Here is a 24161-nt window from a genome sequence, read left to right as displayed (position 1 = left end):
AAAAACAGGAAAAAACAGGCAAAAAAAGTCCGGCCTCAGCCGGACTTAGTCGCTAGGACTTGAAAGTATCTTTTATCTGGTCGGCAATGCCGGATTTAGCCATTTGATACCCCTGTAGGAGCATGTTGCAAATGGCTTCCGGCGTGCTCACGCCGTGCCCGATAATGGCATTGTCGTTGATGCCCAGAATAGGGCTGCCGCCAATGGCTTCGTAGTTGAATTTGTCGAAGAAGGGGTCGTGCATCTGCTTTTCAGCCAGGATGTCGTACACCGATTCGGCCATTTTCAGCACCACGTTGCCCGTGTAGCCGTCGCACACAATCACGTCGGCCTTATCGTTGAACAGGTCGCGGCCTTCGATATTGCCGATGAAGTGAATATGAGGGTTCACCTTCAGCAGCTGGTGGGCGGCCTGGGTAATAGCGGTGCCTTTGCCTTCTTCCTCACCCAAGTTCATGAGCCCGACTTTCGGCTTCTCGATGCCCAGCACGTACTGCGCGTAGAGAGAACCCAGCTCGCCGAATTGCTCTAACATCTCGGGCTTGCATTCGGCGTTGGCACCCACATCCAGCAACACGCCAAAACCACCCTGCAGCTTCGGAACGAAGTTGGCAATGGCCGGACGCATCACGCCTGATACAGGCTTCACGCTGAACATAGCCCCTACGAGCATAGCGCCGGTGTTGCCAGCGGAGCAGAAAGCATCTACTTCCCCGTTGTGCAACATACGGTAGCCCACGGCTATACTGGAATCCTGCTTTTGCTGAATGGCTTTGGCAGGGTGCTCACCCATCTCGATGATCTGCGAGGCAGCTACGAGGAGCAGGCCGTCGGCCGCGGCCCCGTGCTGGTGGAGCAAGGGGCGCACGGCATCTTCCTGGCCAATGAGCACAATCTGAGCCGCGCCGGCAAGCTTTTGGGCAGCCAGCACGGCGCCGTCCACGGCAGCCTGAGGGGCGAAATCACCCCCCATTGCGTCCAGGGCTATCTTCATGTACGAGGTATCAAGGGGTAGGGAGTCAGGAAAGCGGGCCGGCAGGGGCCGGCTGGCCGGAGCTTATTCTTCGTCGGAAGCGGGAGCAGCGGCAGCTACGGGAGCATAGTCCTTGATGGCTACTTTACCGTGCAGGTACAGGTCGCCATCTACTACATACGCCTTGTGACGCAGGTGCAGCTCACCGGTGTTGGCGCAGATGGTGATGGCCTTTGGGGTCAGCTTGTCGTGGGTGCGACGTTTGTCGCGGCGGGTAGAGGATTGCCGGCGCTTAGGATGTGCCATGGGTCAGGGAAATGTTAAATGTTGAATTGTAAATGTTGAATGCGGGGCGCAGCGTCCTAGTTGAGGTTGCGCAGGGCGTCCCAGCGGGGGTCAGTGCCCTCATCGTCATCCTCAATGTCGCCGGGCTGGCGGGTGGTGAAGATGAGCTTGGTTTCGGCATCCGGATTTTCATCGGGCTCATTCTGGAAGCGCGGGTGCAGCTTCTTCATGGGAATGGCCAGGCCGATGTAATCGAATAAATGCTGGGCAATGGGCAGAATCTGCGTTTCGGGCGTGATTTGCAGCACGTCGTCGTCGAGCTCCAAAAACCGGTCACCGAAGCGCACACGCAGCGAATGGCGCACGTCGATGGGCTGGTCGAACTCGTCCAGGCTCCGGTCGCAGGTGAGGCGCACGGTGCCCACGATGTGAAAGTCGAGGGTGATGAGCAGCTCCGTTTTGGTCAGCTCCAGATCTACGTGCAGGCTGCCATCCTGAATCAGATTCTGCTCGAACTGCTCAAAGAAAGCCTGGTCCAGCTCAAACGCAAAGTGGTGCGTTTTGAGGGCCAGCTTACCAATGTTCAAATCGAATTGGGAGTCCTTTTTCACAGGAGATTGTATTGCAAGGGGGCAAAAGTAGAAAGATTTCCCCGTTTCAGGAAAACCGGGGAAAGATCAGGGCTGACTCAGGCGTTCTTGAGGATGAAGTCGGAGGGGATATTCAGCCGTTCGTAGAGGCGCTTGGCCAAGTCGAGCGTGACCCGGCGCTTACCGCTCAGAATCTGGGACAGGCGCCCGGCGGGCACTTCCAGCAGCTCGGCCAGCTCTTTTTGCTTGAGGCGCATCTGCTGCCGCTTCAGCTCAATCATTTCAGCCAGGGAGGTCGGCAGATTGGGTATCGGCAGCAGTCCCAGCTGGCCCTCGTAGGCATCGAGGGCCACAATCAGCTCCCGGAACTCTGCCTCCAACACCGCGTTGCCCTCCACGCCGGCAGCCGCTAGGGCATCGAGGCGGCGCAGGGCCGTGCGGTAGTCAGCGGGAGTGTGAAGCGTCATGAAAACGGGTTGAGGAAAGCCGGCACCAAGAGCGTAAAGTGCCATTGGTGCTGCAAATCTACAACACACTTCCGAAACCACAAATAAAATTTCGATTTTGGAAAGAAAGTAATCCAAACCGAAACTGCTTGACTTACTCGGTGCGGCCACCCCGGGGAGCTGGGCCAGGAACGAGAGGCTTGAGCCCGGCGTATAGCTGCCGCTGCCGGATCAGGTCGCAGGCCATGTAGAGCGCCTCGCGGAACGAGGTTTCATCGGCCTTGAACTGCCCGGCCAGCCCGTAGGCCGTGCCGTGGTCGGGGGAAGTACGAATGACAGACAGGCCCGCCGTGAAGTTGACGCCCCGCTCGAAGGCAATGGTTTTGAACGGAATCAGGCCCTGGTCGTGGTACAAGGCCAGAGTAGCATCGAACTTTTTAAACTGGGCGGTGCCGAAGTAACCATCGGCGGGGTAGGGGCCATACACGAGGTGACCTTCGCTAAGCAGCCGCTCAATAACGGGCGTCACCACATCGGCTTCCTCGGTGCCCAGCAGCCCATTTTCGCCGGCGTGCGGGTTGAGGCCCAGCACGGCCACGCGGGGCTTATCGATGCCAAAATCCTGCTTAAGCGACTTAAGCAGAATACGTAGCTTGGTGTTGAGCAGCTCTTTGGTGAGGCGGGTGGGCACATCTTTCAGCGGAATATGGCCGGTGGCGGTGGCCACGCGCAGCTCGTCGCTGGCCAGCAGCATCAGGCTTTCTGGCGCGTCGAAAAAGCTGGTCAGAAACTCGGTGTGACCGGGGTAGCGGAACTCGTCGGATTGGGTATTCTCCTTGCTGATAGGCGCCGTAACGAGGCCGTCGAGCAGGCCGGCTTTCAGGTCGCGGGCGGCGGCTAGCAGCGACTCACGGGCGGCGCGGCCGGAAGCCTCCGAGGGCTGACCGGGCGTGAGCGTGTAGTCCTCGTCCCAGCAGGTTACGGCGTTGGGCTTGCCCGGGTCAATATCCGCGGCCGAGCGCACCTGACGGAAGGTGAGGGGCGCGCTGTGCTGGTTGTCGGCCGGAAAGTCGTCGAAGAGCACCGTGGCCGTGCCATATACCACCGGCGTGCAGTATTTGAGCAGGCGGCTGTCCAGCAGGGTCTTGTAAATAATTTCCGGACCGATACCGGCCAGGTCGCCGACTGAAATACCGAGGCGGGGAAGAGGAGTCATATGCGTGGTGCTTGGAAAAAGCGTAGGTACTGTGTTAAACAGAACGTCATCCCGGGCTTGCCGAGGAATCTCGCGTGGCGTCTTTGGATTACCAATCAGACGTCAGCCCGCGAAATTCCTCGGCAAGCCCGGAATGACGAACGGCTACTGCTGACTTTTCAAAAAGTCATAGAGCAGGCGCACGGTGGTGCCGGTGCCGCCTTTGCCGCGGTAGGAGTCGGGGGCGGTAAGGAAGGCAGGGCCGGCAATATCGAGGTGCACCCAAGGGTAGCCCACGGCGAAACGCTCCAAGAACTTACCGGCCGAAATGGCACCGGCTTCGGCCTTGCCCAGGTTGTTGATATCGGCAATGTCGGATTTGATATGGTCAGCGTATTCCTCCCACATCGGAAATTCGACCACCCGCTCGTGCACGCGGTTACCGGCCTTTTTGAGGGCGGCCATCTGGTCTTCGGTGGCCGTGCCCATGGCTACGATGCCTTCCTTGCCGATGGCGCGGGCGGCCGAGCCGGTGAGGGTGGCAATGTCGAACACCATTTCGGGCTCGTATTTTTTGGCAAACGCCAGCGCATCGGCCAGAATCAGGCGGCCTTCGGCGTCGGTGTTGAGCACTTCCACGGTCAGGCCGCTGTACATCGTCAGCACGTCGCCGGGGGCAAAGGCCAGGCCGCCGGGGCGGTTGTCGGTGGCGGGCACTAGGCCGATGACGTGCAGCGGCACATTGTTTTTGGCCAGCGCATACAGTACACCCGTAACGGCCGCGCCGCCCGCCATGTCGCACTTCATCATGTCCATCGAAGCCGGGGTAGGCTTCAGACTCAGGCCGCCGGTGTCGAATACCACGCCTTTGCCGACCAGCACATAGGGCTTGCTGTTGGTGGCGCCCTCTGGCTTCCACTCCATGATGGTAAACGTGGGCGGCTCGGGGCTGCCCTGATTCACGGCCAACAAGCCGCCCATGCGCAGGGCTTCGATGCGGACTAGATCCAGAATTTCGGTGTGGTAGCCAACTTCCTCCCCGGCCGCGGCCATGCGCTCGGCAAACTGCACAGCGTTGAGCTTGTTCAGGGGCGCGTTGACCAGGTCGCGGGCCAGGAATACGCCCTGCAGCACGCCATCCAGTTCCTGCAGTTCCTTATCGGAGGCGCCGCCAACTACGGCAATGCGCGTCAGCTTGGCGGCTTCCTTCGACTTCTCGTCGGTTTTGTAGCCTTCAAACTGGTAGGCCGTCAAAGCCAGGCCTTCCACCAGGGCCAGCGTGAGTGCCGCGCTGGCGTGGCCCGACAAATCCTGCACGTAGAGCTCGGCTACTTTAGCGGCCTTGAGCTGGGCGTGCAGCTGGTGGGCACTTTTGCGCACGGCTTCGGCCACGAGGTCGGAGGTGGGCTTATCAGCCGCTACAACAAAGTAGTGCTGGTGCGAAAAGTGGTTAACTGTGATAAGCTTGCTGTCGGCGGCCAACTGATCGGCAACGTACTGGCGGGCAGTGGCGTGCAGGTCCTGCAGTGACTGGGGAAGCTCCTTGGTGCCGGCGGGCAGCAGGAAAACGGCCGTGGCGTGCTGGGGAAGCTCGGCGGCGGTGGCTAGTTGAATCGACATGGACGGGCGTATCTTTGGGGCGAGTTAGGGCGCGCAAGGTAGGCAGCCTTGCGTAGAAGTAAGGTATACGCGGCAAGAACGGCCGTTGCTGGCTTTGCAGTCGACCAAAATTGTGCTCCGGCCTTCAATTCCCTCTTTTGCTCTTCATTTGCAGCTTTTAAGAACACTATGGACCACGTTAGCCCCAAAAAACACTTAGGACAGCACTTTCTGGCCGACCCCAACATTGCGCGGCACATCGTGGAATCGTTGCGCCTGCCCGACGGCGTAACGGAGGTCCTGGAAATCGGGCCCGGGATGGGCGTGCTGACCGGCGACTTGCTCAAGCACCCCGAATACCAGACCACGGTGGTGGAAATTGACCGGGAATCGGTGGCGTACCTGGGCCGCAACTTCCCCGAGCTGGAGGGGCGCATCATTTCCTCCGACTTTCTGAAGCAGGACCTCAACACGCTGTTTCCTGACAAGCCGCTGGCCATTATCGGCAACTTTCCCTATAACATCAGCAGCCAGATTTTCTTCCAGGTGCTCACGCACCGGCAGCAGGTGCGCGAGGTGGTGGGCATGATTCAGAAGGAAGTGGCCGACCGGATTGCCGAGCCGCCGGGCTCCAAAACCTACGGTATTCTGAGCGTGCTGCTGCAGGCCTTTTACACCGTCGAAATGCTGTTTACGGTGCCGCCCCACGTCTTTATTCCGCCGCCCAAGGTGCAGTCGGCCGTCATCCGCCTCACCCGCAACGCCACCGCGCAGCTCGACTGCGACGAGAAGCTGTTTTTTAAGGTGGTGAAGCAGGCCTTCCAGACCCGCCGCAAAACCCTGCGCAACGCCCTGAAGCCCTTCGGCATGCCGGTAGAGGCTACCATCGAGCCGATTTTCGAGAAGCGCGCCGAGCAGCTGAGCGTGGCCGATTTCGTGGCCCTGACTAAGCACGTGGAGCAGCACCGCGTGGTGGCCCCGCCTACGGTCAATAATGCCAAATCCAGACGTGTAAAAGAAGTTGCTGACGAAGAAGAATAAGCGTCGCTAACCCCCTGCTAGGATGAGTGAATCTGCTTTGCCCGCCCAGAACCCGAGTGGTTTGCCACAGAATAAGTCCCTGTGCCTCTGCGTGGATGAAATGCACCCCTCGCTGCCCGAGTTGCTTGTGCCGCTGGGCATTGTGCTGCACTACCGCCCCGATCTGAAAGCCGCTGAAATACCCGCCGTGCTGGCCGCGCAGCCCTATAACGGGCTCATCGTGCGCAGCAAGCTGCGGATAAACGCCGAACTGCTGGCCCACGGCCCACACCTGCGCTACGTGGCCCGGGCCGGGGCCGGCGTCGATAATATTGATGAAGCGGCGCTGGCCTCGGCGGGCGTAACGCTGCTGAACGCGCCGGAGGGCAACCGCGACGCGGTGGGCGAGTTTACGCTGGGTTTGCTGCTGGCAATGCTGCGCAACATCGTGCGGGCCGACCACGAGGTGCGGCAGGGTGTGTGGCAGCGCGAGGCCAACCGGGGCGAGGAACTGGGCGGCAAAGTGGTGGGCATTCTGGGCTACGGCCACATGGGGGCGGCTTTTGCCAAGCGTCTGAGCAGCTTCGGCTGCACGGTGCTGGCCTACGACATCAACCCTGACCACGAAGGCGACCATAACGCCATCTTGGTGTCACTGCAGGAATTGCAGGAGCGGGCCGAGGTGCTGAGCGTGCATATTCCCTATGTAGCGGCCAATAAGGAATTCGTAAACGACGAGCTGCTGAGTGGTTTCCGCAACCCCATCTGGCTGCTGAACACGGCCCGGGGCGAGGTGCTCGACCACGCGGCCCTAGTGCGCGGCCTGCAGAGCGGGCAGGTGCGGGGCGCGGCCCTCGACGTGCTCGAAAACGAAAAGCTGGCTACGCTCACCGACGCTCAGCAGGCCACCTTAGATTTTCTCAAAGCCTCGCCCAATGTGTCGTTTACGCCCCATATTGGGGGCTGGAGTCAACAGTCGTACCGGCGCATAAACGAGGTACTGGCCCACAAAATCGGAGAGTTTTTGCGCAACCCGCCGGCCAGGGACTAGCGGGTATTGCGCCGGATTCGTATATTTGTCTCAAACCTGTTTCGGAGAACGGTTGGCTTCGCCGACCGTTCTCCTTGTTTTTTAGCAAACCATCCCACCGCCATGGCATCCGTTAATTACTATACCCCTGAAGGCCTGCAGAAGCTCAAAGACGAGCTGCAGGACCTCAAAATCCGCGGCCGGGCCAAAGCAGCTGAAGACCTGCGCGAAGCCCGCGACAAAGGCGACCTGAGCGAAAATGCCGAATACGACGCCGCCAAAGACGCGCAAGGTCTGCTGGAGCTGAAAATAGCCAAGTTGGAAGAAGTGATGGGCAACGCCCGCCTCATCGACGACACCAACATGGACGTGACCAAAGTGTTGATTCTGAGTAAGGTGAAGCTCAAGAATCTGAAGAACAACATGGTGCTCGACTACCTGCTCGTGGCCGAGGAAGAAGCCAACCTGGCCGCCGGCAAGATTTCCGTGAAGTCGCCCATCGGCAAAGGCCTGCTCGGTAAGTCGGCCGGTGACACGGCCGAAATCATCGTGCCCGCCGGCAAGCTCCAGTTCCAGATTCTGGAAGTGAGCCGCTAGGAAGTGAGTTAGTGAAATGGTGACGTAGTGAGTTGCCATTTCCGGTATTCTTGAAAGGGCGAAGCCGACGGCTTCGCCCTTTTGCGTTTTGCCCCGTACTTTGGCTCAGTAGTTTCGTTGCGCTAAAATCCCACTCACTAACTCACCATTTCACTGAATCACACATGCCTTCCATCTTTTCCCGCATTATTTCGGGCGAGCTGCCCGCTTTTAAAGTCGCCGAGGACGAGCACCACCTGGCTTTTCTGGACATTACGCCGCTGGTGGAAGGCCATACGCTGGTGATTCCCAAGCGTGAGGTCGACTATATCTTTGACATGGCCCCCGAGGAGCTGGCGGCGCTGCACCTGTTTGCCCAGCGCGTGGCCAAGGGCGTGAAGGAAGCCGTGACCTGCCGGCGCATCGGAGTGGCCGTTATCGGCCTGGAGGTGCCCCACGCCCACATTCACCTGATTCCGATGAACAAGGTGTCGGATATGAACTTTGCCAACCCCAAAATAAAGGTGGAAGACCAACGCATGAACGAGCTGGCGGCGGCCATCAACGCCAAAGTGCCGGCAGCCAGTACCTCGCAGCCGGATAGCCGGGGGGTGAAGCCGCTTGCCAGCAAAGCTGAGCGCGAAACCACCGAAAGCAACGAAACTGCTCCGGCCAGCGCCGTCGCTACCGACCCGGTTTCGCAACAGCTCCAGCAGCTGACCAAGGACCTGAAGTTCATGAGTGAGTCGGAAGCGCCGCTGACGGTGGTGAGCTACGAGGCGCCCGGTGGGGCCCTCACCGATGCCACCCTGCTGCAGCTCACGGGCCAGCCGGCCGGTACCAAGGTTGCAACTGTGGATTTGCTGCACTTCCTGCGCAACCACACGGCCGACGATGGTATTCTGGAAAATCCGGCGCTGGCCAACCGCTACAAGGCCCTGCAGATGTTTATGAAGCAGGACCTGGACGAAACCAAAGTGTACCGCATGGGTGAGGGGCCGCAGGTGCAGGCCTACGCGCTGGGCCGCACGAGTGACGGTAAGCTGGCCGGCTTCAAAACCGTGCTGACCGAAACCTGATTTTTCATCTAATGACCAGCGTTACGCGCCCGGTTCTACCCAGAGCCGGGCGCATTGCTTTGGGGCTGAACTGTTGGAGCATACTACCAAAACGACTAACGGACCACCCCAAAACGATAGGGTAGCGGGCGGGCTTGAGGCGCACGAAAAAAAGAATAACCGGCTGAATCAGGGTTTAAAAGCAGCCAGGGGTGAAATGACTGGTAAGTACGGGGGCAGAAAACCCATTGGCACGGCGGGTGCTGCTGGCTAACTCACCAGCACAGTTGGTTTCTCTTTTACTCATTCGTCGCCATGTCACTGCTTTCTATTGTACTCGTCATCGTTGTCTTTTTGCTGCTGGGCCTGCGTATCGCGCAGGAATATGAGCGGGCTATTGTGTTTCGGCTGGGCCGCTTCGTGGGCACCCGCGGCCCCGGCCTCTACTGGATTATTCCGTTCATTGAGCGGCAGCAAACCATTGACATCCGCACCAAAACCGTGGACCTGGAGCAGCAGGAAACCATTACCAAAGACAGCGTTACAATTAAGGTAAACGCTGTGCTCTGGTTTCGGGTCGTGGACCCGGCCAGCGCCATTATCAAGGTGGCCAACTTCAACCAGGCCGTGTACCAACTCTCCGTCACGGCCCTGCGCAATATCATCGGGCAGCACCCGCTCGACGGCGTGCTCAAAGACCGGCAGCAGATCAATGCTACGCTGCAAAACCTGGTGGATGCGGCCACCGAAACCTGGGGCGTCAAGATTGAGATGGTAGAAATCAAGGACGTAGAAATCCCCGAATCCATGCAGCGGGCCATGGCGCGGGAGGCCGAAGCCATCCGGGAAAAACGGGCCCGCATCATCAAAGCCGAAGCCGAGCTCGAAGCCAGCATCAAGCTCACGCAGGGTGCCCGGCAAATGGAGGAAAGCCCTATTGCCCTGGAGCTGCGCCGCATGCAGATGCTCTCCGAAATCGGTATCGACAACAATACCACGACTATCGTAATGGTGCCCTCGGAGTTTACCAGCGCCGCCAAAAGCCTGACTCAGCTGGCCGGCAAGATGTAATTGTTGCGGCTATTATCTTTTTCCGGCTGTCATGCTTCATCTGGCGTGCGTCCCACGAAGACCTTCCTCACCTCAGTGGTACGCCTGATTCAACGTGAAAAAGCCCTTTACCGTCGGCGCGGTAAAGGGCTTTAGGGGGTGGTACAAACCTCGGTGGGATAGGTGAGGAAGTTCCTTCAATCCGCTTCGCTCCATTCAGGATGACAGATGGAGAGGATGACAGAAGAAACAACATTAGCCGGATTTTCGGGTGGCCTCGTTGAGCTTCGTATACCAATTCCACACGGCATCATCCTGCACAAACTCCTGCTGCTTTTCCAGCCCCAGCCGCTCCAGAATCCGGCAGGAAGCCAGATTGTCCTGCATGGCGGTAGCGTGAATTTCGGGCAGCTTCATTTCCTGGAAGGCGTAATCGAGGCTGCCTCGGGCGGCTTCGGAGGCGTAGCCCTGGCCCCAGTGCTTCGGCAGCAGCCGGTAGCCGATGTCGTGGTAGTTGGTGCGGCCATTTACCACGTGGTCATTCATGAGCTTGATGCCGCACCAGCCAATAAACTCCTGCGTGTCGCGGCGCACCACGGCCCAGCGGCCCACACCATTTTGCTCGTATTGCCGGCGCACGTACTGCACCACTTCCGCTGCTTCGTCCAGCGTGCTCAGCAGCTTGCCGGGCACGTAGCGCAGCACCTGCGGGTCGGAGTCGAGGGCCAGGATACCGGGCGCGTCGTCGGGCTGCATGGGGCGCAGCAGCAGGCGCGGGGTTTCGAGGTTACGCATGGCGGCGCACGGCGTATACCAACTCATCCAGAAACTCGCCGTTCTTGAAGAGCGTCTGAGCAAAGCGGCCTTCCAGCACGAAACCAGCCTTTTCCAGGGCGCGCTGGGAGCCGATATTGGTGCCGTAGGGCCGGGCGAAGATGCGGGTAATGTCGAACGTGGCGAAGCCGTAGGCCACGACCTGCCGGATGGCTTCCGTAACGATGCCCCGGCCCCAGAACGGCTGAGCCAACCAGTAGCCCAGCTCGGCATTTTTGCACTGAATATCGGTCTGGGGATGAATACCGATGCCGCCCGCCGCCTGCCCGTCTACCTCAATGGCAAACACGCGCTGGGGCGTGTGGCTGCCGGCAAAGGCAATGAAGCCCTGGGCTTTTTCTTCGGTGAAAGGATGGGGAAACTGGTCGGTCATGAACCGGGCAATTTCGGGGTTATTGGCGTACTGAACCAGGTTGGGCAGGTCGGTGGGCTGCCAGGGGCGGAGGGTGAAAGACATAGATCTACGACTTATTTAAGCTGAATTCTTATGAGTTGGTTGTCAATATCGATGCTAATCCAATCCATAGATTCTGCACTTGGAACACAATCAACCAAGCTTGTGCCTTTGGCATACCGTCTGAGAGAAAACTTGCCGAAGTCGATAATAAGTGAGTAAGTGCTGGTGTCGGAATGGCCGATAAAAGCTTTAGTAACTATCTGTCTAGTGTCATTTACCGCCTTTTTCGTCAGTTGGCTTTCTGGCAACGGCATTAAAATTCCGTCGCACCAAAGTCCCTTGATTTCCTTGCGGTCAGCATCAGCAAAAGTTCTTTCCAGGTGTGACTCCAAAAAGGTGCAGAATGCTTCGTTAAATGACTCGGTGCCCATTCTATCGAATTACATTTTATACAGACAAGATTCTCATCCGGATTTCACCTGGCACCTACACCAAGGCTTACTTCCCCTGCACATAAAACGGAATATTGGCCGTAGCCACGTTGTCTTGGCTATCATAGGCATACACAAACAGCCGGTAAGCGCCTTCTTTTGCCGGCGCCTTCAGCGTTGTCTGGCCCTTGGCGCCGGCCGGAATCAGGCCGGGAATGGCAGTGGGGCGCGTTTCCCGGTCGCCGCCGGTTTTCAGGTCGGTGCTTTCGGGCAGCAGCTCGTAGCGGTAGGTGAGCGGGTCCTTATCGGGGTCCGCGACGGTGGCTACGGCGGGTACGCTCTGGCCGGGTAGCAACTGCACGTTGTCGGTGGCTTTCTTCCCATTCAGCGTAAAGCTGGCCAGGTGCGGGGCGCGGTTTTTGGGCCACTGCCCGCTCCAGAGGTACTGCATCACGTCCACCACTTCCGACTCCTTACCGTCTTCGGTGAAGATACCGTACCAGGTGGGGGTGCGCTCCTGTTTCTGGCCCCACAAAAACACGTAGGTGCCCAGGCACTGAGTTTTGTCTTTCGCCACGGAGGCCTCGTAGCGGCTCTGATACACGGCGGCTTTCTGGCTGCTGGTTTCCTCCACCGAGGCTTTCCAGGGCGTGACGGGGCTTTCCCAGTGGCCGGTGGGGCCCCATTCGGCCACCACGTAGGGGCCCGCCCAGCCGGTTTTGCGCACCTGCTGGGGTATTTCGGCCAGCCCGGCGTAGGTGTTGATGCTCAGAATATCCACGGCCGGGCACTTGGCTTTTATCAGATCCACTTCCTTTTGGTTGAGGCCGGCCAGCACGGTGCTGGTAGGGTGATTGGGGTCTACCTCGTGAATCATCTGGGCAATCTGCTGCACGGCGTCCCACACCTTGGGGTTGGTGTACTCCAGGTTCAGCTCGTTGCCGATGCCCCAGAACAGCACCGCCGGATTGTCTTTGTACTTAAGCACCTCGGCCTTCACCTTTTGCAGCTGGGCGGCCACGGCTTCGGGGTTGTTGTAGTCGAAGCCGTGCCGCTCCCGGGCTACGTCGAGGCCCAGCATCACGGTGAGGCCATTTTTGTTGGCTTCGGCCAGCACTTGGTCGGCGCTGCGCGTGTCCCAGGTGCGTAGGGAGTTACCGCCATAAGCCCGCACTCGCTCGGGAAACTGCCCGCCGCCCGCGCCCTTGATGAAGTAAGGCTGGCCGCCGCGCCGCAGCTCGTAGCGGCCAGCGGTTTGCTTTACTTCGACTTTAACGGGGCCAGTCTGGGCCTGGGCAGCAGTGGTCAGGGCCAGGAAGGAGAGCAGGACGTAGGCTTTCATAGAGTGAGAATAGGGTCAGGGCGCCAAATTAACAGTTAATTCAGTAGGTCAGCATTCCTTAATAACTGCTGCCGATGGTAAGAGCTACCGCGTCAAACAGCGCAATTTGGACGCTACTATTTCGGTTGATTACCGGGTAAAGTCGCTACGATGGTAAGAGCTACCGGTATTCTGCGGCAGCTGCCCGCCGGAGCAACCACGCTGCCCCGCGTTGCGTAACATAGCCTCCACCATATTCCCCTGTCAATCATGAGCATCTTTGGTTCTGACCGCCCGAGCGGTACTCTAGGTGGCCTGCTATCGGGCCTGTTTGGCGGCAGAAACGCCGTAAACCCCACTACTGGCAACTATGGCACTGCCGCCCGAACCGGAGGCTCCGGCCGCAAGCTGGTTACCGGCGCGCTGCTGGCCGCCGGCGCAGCTTACCTCTACAACCGCAACAAGAACAAGGGCGTCAGCGCCCCAAACTTCAACTCTGATCTGTAGGCATTATTCGCTCTACAATGAAAAAACCTCATTCCAGCCTTAGCGGGCTCGGGTGAGGTTTTTTTGTGGGTAATAACTCGCGCCAGTAGGAGGGGTGGGGCCAGTGGTTAATTGCCTGTTGCTCTGCCCGCCGTTTGCTAGTGCCTGACCTTGATGCGGCCGGCAGAGTTTAGAGCTACTTGGGCTTTTTCGCAGATATCGGAGTCAGGCACGCAGGCTTCAACGCTGAACAGGAATTCCCTGTTTTGCCGGGTCGTAAAGGAGGTATTGGCGAGTATCAGCTCCGGGTCATGCCCCCGGAAAAGCGCGTTGGTAAAGGCGGCCTGGGTTAGGGGCTCACCATCCTTGTAAATCGTAACCTGCGAAACCACTTGGTGGGCGTGAATTAGCAGCTCCCCGGCGTCATCGGTGGCTTTGTACGTCGCCGCGCTGTCGTTTAGGCTGCGCGTCGTAATCGTGACCCGGTACAAGTCGGGGCCGCGGAAAACCGTGTCGGTACGGGCTACGGTGGTATCTAGGGGCCAATAGGCCTCCCGCACGGCAACGGGTTGTTTCCGCAGCGAATCCTGGGCGGTACAGCCGGCTAGCAAGGGAATAAGAAATAGCAGTAAGCAGCGCTTGGGCATCCGGATAGAATAGAATGAGGGTTAACGAGGATAAGTAAGTTTGGAAGCTCCCTCACTGGCGCGAAATAATTAACCCGCGCCAACGAGTGAATCAACTACTGGAGCTTTGTCCTGATTATATACTTTTCCTCACCATCATGAATGGTATACGAATAGTTCTTATCTCTATACTGAACATCAGCCACATGTTCATTGCTGATTCGATGGAATGACTCCATGTCGATAGTATTCAAACTGGCATTTACTCGATACGATGAGCTGCCATTATATTCATATTCATCTTCAATATGCGTCACATTTTCACCCTGGAACCGCACAAACCTCTTGCCTGAGAAGCGAGTGACATAAAAAGGGCTTTTCGACTTGGTTGCATATGTATAATCCAGCACATGAAAGAGCCAAATGCCAGATACGACTACAGCATACAATAAAAGATACTTCTTCATTTCCCAATTACACTTACCTACAGGTATAAACTTATCTATTACGGCTTTCCGCCCATCGTAAACACCAACTCACCACCTTTTACAATGTCCTGGTGCTGGAGAAACGGCCGGGTCAGCTTTTGCCCATTTAGCCGGGCTTCCTTTACATACACATTTTTGTCGCTCTGGTTTTTGACCGTGATGCGGAAAGTCTTGCCGCTTTCGAGGGTCATCGTGGCACCGTGGATGGCGGGGCTGCCCAGGGCGTATTCCGTTGAGCCGGGGGCCACGGGGTAGAAGCCCAGGGCCGAGAAGATGTACCAGGCCGACATCTGCCCGCAGTCGTCGTTGCCGCCGAGGCCGTCGGGGGTGGGGCGGTACATTTTGGGCAGAATCATGCGCACCCGCTGCTGGGTTTTCCAGGGCTGGTCGGTCCAGTTGTAGAGGTAGGCCGCGTGGTGGGCGGGCTCGTTGCCGTGCACGTAGTTGCCGATGATACCGTCGCGGGTGATATCCTCGGTTTCGGCGAAGAACTTATCGGGCAGGTGCATGGTAAAGAGCGAGTCGAGGTGCTCGGTAAAGCGCTTCGAGCCGCCCATAAGCTGGATCAGGGCCTTCGGGTCCTGGGGCACGTAGAGGCTGTAGTTCCAGGAGTTGCCCTCGATATAGCCCTGGTTGTTGGTGCTGAGCACGTCGAATTCCTTACGGAACGAGCCGTCGGCGAGGCGGGGGCGCATGAAACCGATGCGGGCATCGTACACGTTTTTGTAGTTCTGGGCCCGCTGGCTGAACTCCTGGTGGATATCCTGGCGGCCGAGCTTCTGAGCCATCTGGGCAATGCACCAGTCGTCGTAGGCGTATTCCAGGGTCTTGCTGACGGAAGACGAGTTTTTGTCTTCGGGCACAAAGCCCAACTGCCGGTAGAAGCCCACACCGTCGTAGGAATCGTGGCGGGCAGTGGCTACGCAGGCGTCCAGGGCCTTGTTGGCGTCGAAGGTGGCATTACCCTTGAGCACGGCATCGGCAATGACCGAGACGCTGTGGTAGCCAATCATGCACCAGTTTTCGTTGGCGTGGTGGCTCCATACGGGCAGCATGTGCTCGGGGCTCTGGCTGTAGTGGGCTAGCATGCTTTGCACCATGTCGGCGTTGCGCTGGGGCTGCACCAGGTTGAAGAGCGGGTGCAGGGCACGGTAGGTGTCCCAGAGCGAGAAGGTGGTGTAGTTGGTGAAGCCTTCTGCTTTATGGTTGTTCTGGTCGATGCCCCGGTACTGCCCGTCGGCGTCCTGGTACACGGTGGGGCCCAGGAAGGTGTGGTAGAGGGCCGTGTAGAAGTTGATTTTGTCGTCCTTCTTGGGGCTCTGAATCGTGACTTTGCTCAATTCCTGCTGCCAGAGGGCTTGGCTTTGCGCCTTGGTTTGCTCGAAGTTCCAGCCCGGCAGTTCAGCTTGCATGTTGGCCACCGCGCCTTCCTGGCTGACGGGCGAGAGGGCCAGTTTTACCTTGATTTTCTCGCCTTCCTGAGTATTGAAGTCGAAGTAGGCGCGCAGCTGCTCGCCGGCCATTTCGGGGAAGTTGTGGGCCTGGTCGAACTTGCCCCAGAACCCGCGGTAGACCTGCTTTTTGGAATAATTACGGTAGCCGTACTGCTTGAACGGCTTGGAAAAGGCCATGGCGAAGTACAGCGTGCGGGTGCGGGCCCAGCCGTTGGTTTGGCGGTAGCCGGTAATGAGCGAATCGTTGACGACGCGCACGTAGGTCCAGGTGTTCTTGTCCTCGTAGTTGTAGATGCCGGCCATCAAATCGAGGATAATGTGGGCCTGGTCGGACTTCGGAAACGTGTACTGGTGCATGCCCACCCGCGTAGTAGCCGTCAGCTCGACGCCGATGTTGTGGTCGTCGAGCTTGACCTTGTAGTAGGCTGGCTCGGCGGTTTCGTTCTGGTGGGAAAAGCGGGAGCGGAAGCCGGATTCGGGCTTTTGAGCGGTGCCGGGATTGAGCTGCAGCGGGCCGGTGGTGGGCATCACCAGGAAGTCGCCGAGGTCGGAGTGGCCGGTACCGCTGAAGTGGGTGTGGCTGAAGCCCACAATGGTGGGGTCGTCGTACTGGTAGCCGGCGCAGTAGCGGTAGATGTCGGGGTTGTACTTGCCGTCCTTGGCGTAGAGCAGCGTGTCGGTATCGGGGGAGAGCTGCACCATGCCGAAGGGCACGGTAGCGCCGGGGTAGGTGTGGCCCATCTTCTGGGTGCCGATGATGGGCCGGGCGTACTGCACGAGGTTTTCGGCGGCCGGGGCTTTCTGGGCCAAGGCGGCGGGGGCGGCCAGCAGGAGTGGGGCGAGAAGGAACGAGAGTTTCATCAGCTTCGATAGGGCGTTGAAGCTGGGAAGGTAGGAAAGGCGCTACGTTTTAGCAGTATTGAAGTAGCCGAACTGAGTCCAGCTACCTTCTCGCAGCACTTCAAGCGCCAGCTTAGATGCACTGCCTTTCACTGCACGCGCGAACCGGGTTTCATGGGTGTAAAGCAATTCGGTCATTGCCCACGCTTCCTGCAGTATCTCGGTTTTCGTTTCCTGCATGTAAAACTCCATATGTTCAATAGGGTATTCCAGTTGGTCAACTATAAGGCTTACGAAAATATATTGCCCGTTTTTTAGTAGCTCAATAGCTATTTCATGAGTGCCTTTCGATAACCGGAAGGCAAAACAGTGTTGCGTTTCAGTCACAAGAATAGCCAAGCTAGCTGCTACTATTTCGGCATCCGCTGCGCTAATAGTAATCTGTTCTCCAGCGGGCATGTCAAGGACTATAACTTTCGTTGCATCAGCTTCGGGGTTGAAGACAGTGAGGCAGGAAAGAAGACCGGATAAGTCGCCTTTGGGGGTTGCTAAATCGTTTTAGGAAAGTATTCTCCTCAACGTATGGGCCGAGTGGCTGCCGGAGTTTCTACAAGTAGGAGGCTAAGAGGTAAGTTCGTTTTCAGCTGAGTTGTAATGATACATATCGATGTCAGTAGTGGTCTGGGTATGGTATAAGAAGCTGATGGTCCGAAGGTCGTGTCCTACCGAGGGAGTGGATTCGTCTTCATTTCTATCGATATAGAGAATGATGCACAGCATGGACTCCAGCTGAAGCGTATGTTTCAGTTCCATGATAATATCTGCCTTGGCTTCGAAAGTGCTTAGTACTTCATCAACAAGGGTATTAATCCAGATAGGCTCAGTACCTCGGGCAGTTTCCCAGATCCAAGCAGTGTTCTGACGCGGAATTCCGTAGGATTTCTGGTCGCCTTTGCGCCAGGTTTTGGTAGGCGTTATTCCCAAGCGCGTAGTGACTTCATCCGGGTCAAAGTCTGCGCCTTGTAAACTAAAATAAACGTAAGATTGAGAGGCGCTCATACTCTGTCGGGGGCTTTGTTGACCGATTCGCGCGGTAGTTTTAAGCAGGAAGATTCGTGCATTTCGTAAGAGTGACATGCACGCCGATTAGCTGATTACTAGGGTTGCTTGGCCCGATGAATCCCTCACCAGTCCCGCGTAGCCGTCAGCTCTTCCATATCGGCCTCAAAGCCATACGCCTTGGCTACAAAGTCGAAATCCACGGCAATACAGTCGCGGGCGGCGGTTTCGATTTCGCTGTTGGCTTCCCAGAACTCTTCCTGTAGGTCGTTGAACTCCTCGGTGGCAGCGTGGGTGAGGGCGTAGAGCTCCTCCAGATCCTTAGGCTGCTGCTGCTCGATATCGAAGCACAGCGCTACCAGGATGGCCTTGCCCTTGTCGACGAGGTTGTTGGGGAAGTAGGAGTCCTGGTACATCTCGGCCAGGAACGAATACGTCCGGGCGGCTTCGTTCTGAAGCTGGGCTTGCTGCTGGGCCATGCGGGGTTTTGTGAAGTGAGTATTAGCGCTCAAGTAACGACTTTTTCCTCCGTAGCGCCTCGGACAGCGACAGTGACAGGGGCTGCTGACCTTGTGTCAATGCGTGCTACCCTGGTGACAATGGCCGCTGACTTCGTGTCAATGCCTAATGACCGAGTGACAATAGGGTTTGACCAAGTGTCAATGGCTGCTGCCCTAGCGACAATGGCCGTTGCCCTGGTGACATTGAGCAGTGACCAAGCGTCAATGCTTATTGTCCTCGTGTCAATGGCCGCTGTCCTCGTGACAATGCCTATTGTCCTCGTGACAATGCCTGCTAATCGGGTGACAATTGCCATTGTCTGCCTGGCAGCATCGGGTGTTGCACTCGGCTGCTTCCGTATCTTGGCGGCTCCTGCTACTGGCTTTGCTATGCTTCCGAATTCCATCAGTACCCGCCGCGCCTTCCTGCAACGCGCCGCTTTCCTGGCCGCCGGGCCGCTGCTGGCCGCCTGCGTGGCGGGCCGCCCGGGCCGCGCCGAACGGGAATTGCTGCTCTACATCGGTACCTACGGGCCGCCCGAGCAGGACAATATTTTTCTCTGCCGCCTGCACCCCAGCACCGGCGCCCTTACCCGCGTGGCCGGCTTTCGGGGCGGAGTAAAGCCCGGTTTCCTGACGCTAAGCACCGACCACCGATTCCTCTACGCCGTCAATGCCACGCTGGAGTTTCAGGGGCGCGCTACGGGCTCGGTGCGGGCTTTTGGCCTCGACCAGCGCAGCGGCGCGTTGAGCTTACTCAACGAGCAGACTTCCGAGGGCGCGGGGCCGTGCTACGTGAGTCTCACGCCCAATGGCCGGGGCCTGCTGGTGGCCAACTATTTTGGCGGTACCATCAGCGCGTTGCCGGTGCAGCCGGACGGGGCGCTGGCTCCGGCCGTGGTAGTGGATCAGCACCAAGGTGCGGGGCCGCACAAAAATCAGGACCGCGCCCACGCTCACTGCATCCTGCCCGACCCGGCGGGCCGCTACGCCCTGGCCGTGGACCTGGGTAACGACCAGATTCTGAGCTATGCCCTGAGCGCCGAAACGGGCCTGCCGCAGTTGCCGGGTAAGGTTGCCTTCGTGGCGCAGCCGGGGGCGGGGCCGCGCCATCTAGCGTTTCACCCCAATGGCCGCTGGGCCTACGTGGTCAACGAGCTGAATTCCACCGTCACGGCCCTGGCGTACGATGCGGCGCAGGGCACGTTTACGGCCCTGCATAGCGTGCCCACATTGCCGGCCGACTTTGCCGGGGCCAATGCCTGCGCCGATATTCACGTGTCGCCCGACGGCCGCTTCGTGTACGCCTCCAACCGGGGGCACGACAGCCTGGTGGTGCTGGCCGTGGAGGCGGGCAGCGGCCGGCTTGGGTTTGTGCAGCACGTAAGTACCCAGGGTAAAACGCCGCGCAACTTCACCCTCTCACCCGACGGCCGCCTGCTGCTGGTGGCCAATCAGAACTCCAACAGTATCTTTTCCTTTCACGTCGACGCCAAAACGGGCCAGCTTACGCCTACGGGTCATTCGGCTCAGGTGCCCGCGCCGGTGTGCCTGCGCCTGCTGCCCGATTTTACGGCGAGGTAATTCTGCCGGCTTCAGTGGCCGTAGCTGACGACCCGCGTCACTTTCCACTGCCCGTCGCGCAGGCGCCACACCATCATATTCTTGAAAGTGCCGCAGTCGTCGTGGCCGTTTTCCTGGTGGCAGAAGCGGTGCTGGTAGGTTTCGACGGCGCCGTAGTCTTTGATGGGGTATACTTCCAGGGTGCCGGCCACGAGCTGGCGGTTGAGGCCGGTAGTTTTGTTCTGCTCAAACAAGCGCCGGAAGCCTTCCATCGTTTGGGCGTAGTTCGCCAGCCCGCCCTTGTCGTGGTAGAACTCCAGGTCTTCGGCAAAGAACGTTTGCAGCTGGCTCAGGTCGTGGTGGTTGAAGGCGGCAAACATGGCGCTATCCTGACGGGCAATGGTAGCATACAGCTCCGGCGACACCGGGGCGGCGGAAACTGCCGGGCCGGCCGCCGGCCGCGTGGTGGAGCAGGCCAGGGTAGCAGTCAGCAGCAGGATGGCAGGCAGCGGGCAACGCATAGGTAGGGCAGTAAAAGCGTAGGCAGCAATAGCCCGGCAAAAGGCGGGAGTTAGTCTATCTTCAGCGGCGGACCCACCACGCTCATGTCGTGGGCGGCAAAGAGGCGGGCCACTTCCGCCGGCGTGGGCTCGGTTTTCAGCGCGGCCATCGTCACGAAAAACTCCTCGAGCTTGCCGGCGGGCTGCAGCGTCACCTGCATTTTGCCTCTGGCACTCACCTGCGTCCAGGCGTGGGGCACCTGCCGGGGCAGGAAGATACTGTCGCCGGTGCGGAGGCGATGCTTATCCTCGCCCACCTGAAAGGCATACTCCCCGTCGAGCACCGTAAAGATTTCGTCCTGGTGGGGGTGAATGTGCAGCGGCGTGCCCCGGCCCGGCGAAAGGCTGGTTTGCTCGAAAATAGCCAGGTCGCCGTTGGTATCCTTGCCCGATACCTTCACGTCCAGCACGTTCTGATTGACGCCTTTCAGCTGCATGTGCCCGTGGTAGCGTCCTTCCCCGGCCGGTATCTTAAAGCCCTTGGCAGGCCGACTAGCCAGCTGGGGCCGGGTGGGAAACGTGGCAGCCAGGGGAAGGGCGGCCAGGGAAGTCCGGATGAAGGTGCGGCGCTGCATAGCCATAGCGGTTAGAGGTGGAGCCGGGAGCGGCGGGCTTCTCTAAATATAGGGCTTTCCGTTTATTAACAGACGACCCAACGCCACACCAGTTGGCTTTAATCGGCAAACAGATTCCGGTCGTCCCGCGCCGAAGCCAACTGTTTCAGAACGCCTTGTTTCCCCAGAATGGTAAGTGCCTTTGTGGCATTTGATTCTTTGTTGTCGAACCATTGACGTAGCTCGATAAACTGCTTAGTCGTGTTGATGTATTCCAAAAAAAAGAACGCAGTCAGGCACCCAAATTCCGGGCAGTTAATAATAACTGCTTCGACTACCTGACGGGTCTTGGTATTTTCAAATCGGCATTCATAGCCATGAAAGTAATACCGCCATTCCCTGTTGACTTGTCCCTGCGGTTGCGTCCCTTTGATAAGCCATAAGCTCTGTAAGTCGTTGCGTTGATTTTGGGGAATTTCAAAGGTGTCATATAGCAAGCCTATTAGGTAAATGGCCTGCCGCCGAAACTCCTTAGCGCAGTCATAGATGGCGTCTTTACGGGCTATGATACTCTGGGTGGAAACGGCTGGCGTGATGATAATGACCCCTCCGGATGCTGCTAGCCAGTGCATGAACGTGTGATATTCCAGTGTATCGGCAAGCGCATCCAGGTATCCGTCTGGCAGAGCAGTGTATCTGATGCCCACCTCTCGGTATTCCCGCAGCAGTTCAACCAGTTCTTCAGGCTGGGGCAAGATTCCGGTGTCAGGTAAGGAATAGCGTTCCTGCATCCGGCTTACCGCGTCGGACCCTTGTCCACTTGGGCTTCCAGGCGGGCCTGCACCTCTACGGGCAGCTTGCTGAGCAAGTCTAGGCCGGTGGCGCTTTCAATGGCATCTACCGAAACGCGGTACTGGCTCCAGTCGGCACTCACGCCGTTGTCGTTGGGCGTGTCGATGGCCAGGATGCGGGCCTGGGTCGGAATGCGCCGCAGGTCGTCGGAGCCTTCGGGCAGAATGACCAGCACTTTCCAGACCCGGGCCGGCACCGTTATGTGGCCGCCGTCGAGGGTGGTGGCAAAGCCTTTCGCGCCGGTGCCGCCTTTGCCGTAGCAGCCCATGATGACGTAGATTTCCTGGCCCCGGCTCACCTGCGTGCGGCCCCATTCTTCGAGGCTGCTCCAGGTGCGCTGGTTGTTGTTGGGTGCCTGCGGAATCATGTTGGTCATCAGGAACGTGGCCGAGTTGTCGTCGAGGTCAGTGGTGCGGTCGGCCGAGGGGCAATTGTGACCCTTGTCGAAGCCCGAGCTGGCGTAGCTGCGGGGCGTCACGGCGTAGAACTGCCGGGGCAGGGCGGGGTCGGGCCGGAAGTCGTCCTGGCGTGGGGCCGAGCCCATCCAGGCCCGATTCAGGTGCCAGCTCACCCAGGCCGGCGTGCCACGCAGGGCATTGTAACCAATGCTGAACTGGGGCTTAGTGATGAGAAAGTTGGTCAGGTTGTCGGGGCTGGCGGTGGCGCCGCTGGGGTTGCCCAGGGCCATGTTGTCGTCGCGGCTGGTCACTACGGCCGTGGCCTGGCCGGTGGTGGCCGGCGGCAATGAGGTGTTGGCTGGGGCAGAACCGGTGGCCGGGGCCGCCCCAGCATTGCTGCCCGCCACGGCGCTGCCGGCAGCCGTTTCCAGCGTCACATCGTCAATATTGAGCCGGCCGCTGCCCCCGGTTTTGCGGATTTCCAGGCGCAGCGGACCGGTAGTGCCGCCTTCGAAGGTATTTATCACCAGGCGCGGGCCCTGGGTGCGTACCGGCTGCCCGATGCGGCGGAACGTGCGGCCCGCATCCACACTGCCCCACAGCTCCCAGGTGCTGGCCCCATCAGAGCCATAGGCGGCGGCTTTCACCCGGATGCGGCCCACCCCGGCCGGGGCGTCGAAGTTCATGCGCAGCCGGCCCTGGTTGCGCAGCCGGGCCGCGTGCTGCCCGTTTTTGTGATCTTCCTCAGCCGAGCCGATCAGCGCATCCTCGAAGTGCCAGCTGCCGGTGCCCAGCGTTTCGTCGGCCGTCGAATACGCGCCTTTGCTGCCCGCCTCGAAGGTTTCGGGGAAGCGCCCGGCATTCTGGGCCACTCCACCCGCCGACTGCACCGGAATGGCCGGCGGCCCGTCGGGCAAGGCGGGGCGAGTGGTTTCGGGCGTCTGCTGGGAGCAGGCCAGCAGCGTGAGGGGCAGCAGAAGCAGGAAGCGAGGCATGGGGCGAAGGTAAGCAGGAGTGAGGTTGCAGAACGGGGTAGAGACGCATATTTGCGTCTCGGCGTCCGCGCCTTTACAACGATTTTCATTGAGTAAGGCCGGTTCTTCCTCTCCGTTGCAACGGTTGTCGTTCAACGACGAGACGCAAGTATGCGTCTCTACACCGTTCTATTCCAGCGCGGCGGGCAGCAGTTTTTCCAGGGCGGCAATTTCGGTGTCGAGGGCCAGAATGGTGGCTTCGAGGCGGCCTTGGGCCAGGGTGCCGCAGGAGGAGAGGCGCCAATTGGCATCTTCCAGGCGGTGGGTGTACCAGCGCCGGTCCTGCTCGTCGGGGTCGGGGCCGGTGGGTGGGGGCAGAGCCGCCAGCAGCGGCGCCAGCAAAGCCAGCCGCCGATGGAAAGGCCTGGCCTGTCGCCGCATATTCTCTAATTGGTAGCGGCTATTGCCGGCTTTGTGCCGGCAGGTGCGCAGGCGCTGCCGTATTTCCTGCTGTTCGGCGGCCGAGTGCTGCGGATTGGTTTCGCTGGGAGCCAGCGGCGGCTCGATGGAGGCCAGTCCGCCGGCCCCGTGCAACCGTGTAAGCAGTGGGGTTAGCCGCTCCAGCGCCGCCAGCGGCAGGCTGCGCCGGCCCAGCTCCACCTGGGCCAGCAGCTCGCGCGACACGCGCAGATAGATGGCCAGCACCTGCTGGGTAAGGCCCAGCAGCTGGCGCAGGGCTCCTTCATTGGTGTAGTCGGACATCGATAGAGATTTAAGCGGTGTAACCAGCCCGCGAACCAACGCTGACTGTCACAACTTAAGTGAAGTGCGGGAATTTTGTGACATAGCTCTTGTCACAAAATAACTTAGGCCGACAAATTTTGTGACAACTCACACGTCCACGTCAGCCGCTACGGATAGAACCCTGCTGGGCTGGCAACGTCGTGCGAAAATTCAAGTCATTGTGGTCTACCTTGCTTACCCGAATTCGTCCTCTCTTCT

At 59.0% G+C, this 24161-nt stretch carries 27 protein-coding genes; 7 read left to right on the top strand and 20 right to left on the bottom strand.

Going from position 1 to position 24161, the window contains the following annotated elements; translation table 11 throughout:
* Positions 1-52: 52 nt before the first annotated feature.
* From plsX to LGH74_RS20125, 6 genes are all read right to left on the bottom strand, one after another.
* Positions 53-994, bottom strand: a complete 942-nt coding sequence (plsX, locus tag LGH74_RS20150; RefSeq protein WP_226178830.1) for a phosphate acyltransferase PlsX — start codon at positions 992-994, stop codon at positions 53-55.
* Between the two features lie 63 nt (positions 995-1057).
* A complete protein-coding gene (gene rpmF, locus LGH74_RS20145; protein ID WP_226178823.1) occupies positions 1058-1279 on the bottom strand; it encodes a 50S ribosomal protein L32 in 222 nt (73 codons plus the stop codon).
* Between the two features lie 56 nt (positions 1280-1335).
* Positions 1336-1869, bottom strand: a complete 534-nt coding sequence (locus LGH74_RS20140) for a YceD family protein (RefSeq protein ID WP_226178820.1) — start codon at positions 1867-1869, stop codon at positions 1336-1338.
* Positions 1870-1946: 77 nt separating this feature from the next.
* The gene (locus LGH74_RS20135) at positions 1947-2315 is read right to left on the bottom strand and encodes a helix-turn-helix domain-containing protein (RefSeq protein ID WP_226178817.1); all 369 of its coding nucleotides are present in this window, start codon (positions 2313-2315) and stop codon (positions 1947-1949) included.
* Between the two features lie 133 nt (positions 2316-2448).
* The gene (gene pdxA / locus LGH74_RS20130; protein ID WP_226178814.1) at positions 2449-3510 is read right to left on the bottom strand and encodes a 4-hydroxythreonine-4-phosphate dehydrogenase PdxA; all 1062 of its coding nucleotides are present in this window, start codon (positions 3508-3510) and stop codon (positions 2449-2451) included.
* 144 nt (positions 3511-3654) lie between these two features.
* Complete coding sequence (locus LGH74_RS20125; protein WP_226178811.1) at positions 3655-5109, bottom strand: leucyl aminopeptidase family protein; 1455 nt, start codon at positions 5107-5109, stop codon at positions 3655-3657.
* Between the two features lie 168 nt (positions 5110-5277).
* On the opposite strand from LGH74_RS20125, the gene rsmA reads away from it, so the two are divergent.
* The 5 genes from rsmA to LGH74_RS20095 all read left to right on the top strand — a co-directional run bounded on the left by rsmA (position 5278) and on the right by LGH74_RS20095 (position 9843).
* Complete coding sequence (rsmA, locus tag LGH74_RS20120) at positions 5278-6129, top strand: 16S rRNA (adenine(1518)-N(6)/adenine(1519)-N(6))-dimethyltransferase RsmA (RefSeq protein WP_226178808.1); 852 nt, start codon at positions 5278-5280, stop codon at positions 6127-6129.
* 22 nt (positions 6130-6151) lie between these two features.
* On the top strand, positions 6152-7159 hold the full coding sequence (locus LGH74_RS20115) for an NAD(P)-dependent oxidoreductase (RefSeq protein WP_226178805.1): 1008 nt from the start codon (positions 6152-6154) through the stop codon (positions 7157-7159).
* 102 nt (positions 7160-7261) lie between these two features.
* Positions 7262-7735 carry a transcription elongation factor GreA gene (greA, locus tag LGH74_RS20110; protein ID WP_226178802.1) on the top strand — a complete coding sequence of 158 codons (474 nt, stop codon included), beginning with the start codon at positions 7262-7264 and terminating at the stop codon, positions 7733-7735.
* Positions 7736-7899: 164 nt separating this feature from the next.
* Positions 7900-8793, top strand: a complete 894-nt coding sequence (locus tag LGH74_RS25140; protein WP_348533003.1) for a nuclease A inhibitor family protein — start codon at positions 7900-7902, stop codon at positions 8791-8793.
* 294 nt (positions 8794-9087) lie between these two features.
* Entirely contained in the window at positions 9088-9843 is a 756-nt protein-coding gene (locus LGH74_RS20095) for a slipin family protein (RefSeq protein ID WP_226178799.1), read from the top strand.
* A 234-nt stretch (positions 9844-10077) separates the two neighbouring features.
* Here the strand turns inward: LGH74_RS20095 and LGH74_RS20090 are convergent, their stop codons facing one another.
* The 4 genes from LGH74_RS20090 to LGH74_RS20075 all read right to left on the bottom strand — a co-directional run bounded on the left by LGH74_RS20090 (position 10078) and on the right by LGH74_RS20075 (position 12826).
* Entirely contained in the window at positions 10078-10617 is a 540-nt protein-coding gene (locus LGH74_RS20090; RefSeq protein ID WP_226178796.1) for a GNAT family N-acetyltransferase, read from the bottom strand.
* Entirely contained in the window at positions 10610-11113 is a 504-nt protein-coding gene (locus LGH74_RS20085; RefSeq protein WP_226178793.1) for a GNAT family N-acetyltransferase, read from the bottom strand. Before LGH74_RS20085 ends, LGH74_RS20090 begins: the two co-directional genes overlap by 8 nt.
* 11 nt (positions 11114-11124) lie before the next feature.
* Positions 11125-11445 (bottom strand): hypothetical protein, encoded by a 321-nt coding sequence (locus tag LGH74_RS20080; protein WP_226178790.1) that lies wholly within the window; start codon positions 11443-11445, stop codon positions 11125-11127.
* A gap of 106 nt (positions 11446-11551) precedes the next feature.
* Complete coding sequence (locus LGH74_RS20075; RefSeq protein WP_226178787.1) at positions 11552-12826, bottom strand: glycoside hydrolase family 2 TIM barrel-domain containing protein; 1275 nt, start codon at positions 12824-12826, stop codon at positions 11552-11554.
* A 249-nt stretch (positions 12827-13075) separates the two neighbouring features.
* On the opposite strand from LGH74_RS20075, the gene LGH74_RS20070 reads away from it, so the two are divergent.
* A complete protein-coding gene (locus LGH74_RS20070) occupies positions 13076-13312 on the top strand; it encodes a hypothetical protein (RefSeq protein WP_226178785.1) in 237 nt (78 codons plus the stop codon).
* A gap of 137 nt (positions 13313-13449) precedes the next feature.
* Here the strand turns inward: LGH74_RS20070 and LGH74_RS20065 are convergent, their stop codons facing one another.
* The 5 genes from LGH74_RS20065 to LGH74_RS20045 form a co-directional block, all read right to left on the bottom strand.
* Positions 13450-13938, bottom strand: coding sequence for a hypothetical protein (locus LGH74_RS20065; protein WP_226178782.1), 489 nt, complete (start codon positions 13936-13938; stop codon positions 13450-13452).
* A 484-nt stretch (positions 13939-14422) separates the two neighbouring features.
* Positions 14423-16720: a GH92 family glycosyl hydrolase gene (locus LGH74_RS20060; protein ID WP_226178779.1), complete on the bottom strand. Its 2298-nt coding sequence runs from the start codon at positions 16718-16720 to the stop codon at positions 14423-14425.
* A 42-nt stretch (positions 16721-16762) separates the two neighbouring features.
* Positions 16763-17158, bottom strand: a complete 396-nt coding sequence (locus LGH74_RS20055; RefSeq protein ID WP_226178775.1) for a hypothetical protein — start codon at positions 17156-17158, stop codon at positions 16763-16765.
* Positions 17159-17320: 162 nt separating this feature from the next.
* Complete coding sequence (locus tag LGH74_RS20050) at positions 17321-17758, bottom strand: DUF4279 domain-containing protein (RefSeq protein WP_226178773.1); 438 nt, start codon at positions 17756-17758, stop codon at positions 17321-17323.
* A 125-nt stretch (positions 17759-17883) separates the two neighbouring features.
* The gene (locus tag LGH74_RS20045; RefSeq protein ID WP_226178770.1) at positions 17884-18237 is read right to left on the bottom strand and encodes a DUF5713 family protein; all 354 of its coding nucleotides are present in this window, start codon (positions 18235-18237) and stop codon (positions 17884-17886) included.
* Positions 18238-18648: 411 nt separating this feature from the next.
* On the opposite strand from LGH74_RS20045, the gene LGH74_RS20040 reads away from it, so the two are divergent.
* Positions 18649-19842: a lactonase family protein gene (locus LGH74_RS20040; RefSeq protein ID WP_226178767.1), complete on the top strand. Its 1194-nt coding sequence runs from the start codon at positions 18649-18651 to the stop codon at positions 19840-19842.
* Between the two features lie 11 nt (positions 19843-19853).
* On the opposite strand, the gene LGH74_RS20035 is transcribed toward LGH74_RS20040, so the two are convergent.
* The 5 genes from LGH74_RS20035 to LGH74_RS20015 form a co-directional block, all read right to left on the bottom strand.
* Positions 19854-20342 carry a nuclear transport factor 2 family protein gene (locus LGH74_RS20035; RefSeq protein ID WP_226178764.1) on the bottom strand — a complete coding sequence of 163 codons (489 nt, stop codon included), beginning with the start codon at positions 20340-20342 and terminating at the stop codon, positions 19854-19856.
* A 50-nt stretch (positions 20343-20392) separates the two neighbouring features.
* Positions 20393-20956, bottom strand: coding sequence for a cupin domain-containing protein (locus LGH74_RS20030; protein WP_226178761.1), 564 nt, complete (start codon positions 20954-20956; stop codon positions 20393-20395).
* Between the two features lie 98 nt (positions 20957-21054).
* Positions 21055-21690, bottom strand: coding sequence for a DUF6896 domain-containing protein (locus LGH74_RS20025; RefSeq protein WP_226178751.1), 636 nt, complete (start codon positions 21688-21690; stop codon positions 21055-21057).
* Positions 21691-21731: 41 nt separating this feature from the next.
* Complete coding sequence (locus LGH74_RS20020; protein ID WP_226178749.1) at positions 21732-23180, bottom strand: DNA/RNA non-specific endonuclease; 1449 nt, start codon at positions 23178-23180, stop codon at positions 21732-21734.
* A 168-nt stretch (positions 23181-23348) separates the two neighbouring features.
* Positions 23349-23921 (bottom strand): helix-turn-helix domain-containing protein, encoded by a 573-nt coding sequence (locus LGH74_RS20015; RefSeq protein ID WP_226178732.1) that lies wholly within the window; start codon positions 23919-23921, stop codon positions 23349-23351.
* Between the last annotated feature and the right edge of the window lie 240 nt (positions 23922-24161).

This window comes from Hymenobacter lucidus (genome assembly GCF_020447265.1).
Taxonomy (GTDB): Bacteria; Bacteroidota; Bacteroidia; order Cytophagales; family Hymenobacteraceae; genus Hymenobacter; species Hymenobacter lucidus.
This window is presented reverse-complemented; position numbering and strand designations above follow the sequence as displayed.

Excerpts from the sequence above, each read along its gene's own strand:
- plsX (WP_226178830.1), bottom strand. The coding sequence starts at position 994 with ATGAAGATAGCCCTGGACGCAATGGGGGGTGATTTCGCCCCTCAGGCT.
- rpmF (WP_226178823.1), bottom strand. The coding sequence starts at position 1,279 with ATGGCACATCCTAAGCGCCGGCAATCCTCTACCCGCCGCGACAAACGT.
- LGH74_RS20135 (WP_226178817.1), bottom strand. The coding sequence starts at position 2,315 with ATGACGCTTCACACTCCCGCTGACTACCGCACGGCCCTGCGCCGCCTC.
- pdxA (WP_226178814.1), bottom strand. The coding sequence starts at position 3,510 with ATGACTCCTCTTCCCCGCCTCGGTATTTCAGTCGGCGACCTGGCCGGT.
- LGH74_RS20125 (WP_226178811.1), bottom strand. The coding sequence starts at position 5,109 with ATGTCGATTCAACTAGCCACCGCCGCCGAGCTTCCCCAGCACGCCACG.
- rsmA (WP_226178808.1), top strand. The coding sequence starts at position 5,278 with ATGGACCACGTTAGCCCCAAAAAACACTTAGGACAGCACTTTCTGGCC.
- LGH74_RS20115 (WP_226178805.1), top strand. The coding sequence starts at position 6,152 with ATGAGTGAATCTGCTTTGCCCGCCCAGAACCCGAGTGGTTTGCCACAG.
- greA (WP_226178802.1), top strand. The coding sequence starts at position 7,262 with ATGGCATCCGTTAATTACTATACCCCTGAAGGCCTGCAGAAGCTCAAA.
- LGH74_RS25140 (WP_348533003.1), top strand. The coding sequence starts at position 7,900 with ATGCCTTCCATCTTTTCCCGCATTATTTCGGGCGAGCTGCCCGCTTTT.
- LGH74_RS20095 (WP_226178799.1), top strand. The coding sequence starts at position 9,088 with ATGTCACTGCTTTCTATTGTACTCGTCATCGTTGTCTTTTTGCTGCTG.
- LGH74_RS20090 (WP_226178796.1), bottom strand. The coding sequence starts at position 10,617 with ATGCGTAACCTCGAAACCCCGCGCCTGCTGCTGCGCCCCATGCAGCCC.
- LGH74_RS20085 (WP_226178793.1), bottom strand. The coding sequence starts at position 11,113 with ATGTCTTTCACCCTCCGCCCCTGGCAGCCCACCGACCTGCCCAACCTG.
- LGH74_RS20075 (WP_226178787.1), bottom strand. The coding sequence starts at position 12,826 with ATGAAAGCCTACGTCCTGCTCTCCTTCCTGGCCCTGACCACTGCTGCC.
- LGH74_RS20070 (WP_226178785.1), top strand. The coding sequence starts at position 13,076 with ATGAGCATCTTTGGTTCTGACCGCCCGAGCGGTACTCTAGGTGGCCTG.
- LGH74_RS20065 (WP_226178782.1), bottom strand. The coding sequence starts at position 13,938 with ATGCCCAAGCGCTGCTTACTGCTATTTCTTATTCCCTTGCTAGCCGGC.
- LGH74_RS20060 (WP_226178779.1), bottom strand. The coding sequence starts at position 16,720 with ATGAAACTCTCGTTCCTTCTCGCCCCACTCCTGCTGGCCGCCCCCGCC.
- LGH74_RS20055 (WP_226178775.1), bottom strand. The coding sequence starts at position 17,158 with ATGCCCGCTGGAGAACAGATTACTATTAGCGCAGCGGATGCCGAAATA.
- LGH74_RS20050 (WP_226178773.1), bottom strand. The coding sequence starts at position 17,758 with ATGAGCGCCTCTCAATCTTACGTTTATTTTAGTTTACAAGGCGCAGAC.
- LGH74_RS20045 (WP_226178770.1), bottom strand. The coding sequence starts at position 18,237 with ATGGCCCAGCAGCAAGCCCAGCTTCAGAACGAAGCCGCCCGGACGTAT.
- LGH74_RS20040 (WP_226178767.1), top strand. The coding sequence starts at position 18,649 with ATGCTTCCGAATTCCATCAGTACCCGCCGCGCCTTCCTGCAACGCGCC.
- LGH74_RS20035 (WP_226178764.1), bottom strand. The coding sequence starts at position 20,342 with ATGCGTTGCCCGCTGCCTGCCATCCTGCTGCTGACTGCTACCCTGGCC.
- LGH74_RS20030 (WP_226178761.1), bottom strand. The coding sequence starts at position 20,956 with ATGCAGCGCCGCACCTTCATCCGGACTTCCCTGGCCGCCCTTCCCCTG.
- LGH74_RS20020 (WP_226178749.1), bottom strand. The coding sequence starts at position 23,180 with ATGCCTCGCTTCCTGCTTCTGCTGCCCCTCACGCTGCTGGCCTGCTCC.
- LGH74_RS20015 (WP_226178732.1), bottom strand. The coding sequence starts at position 23,921 with ATGTCCGACTACACCAATGAAGGAGCCCTGCGCCAGCTGCTGGGCCTT.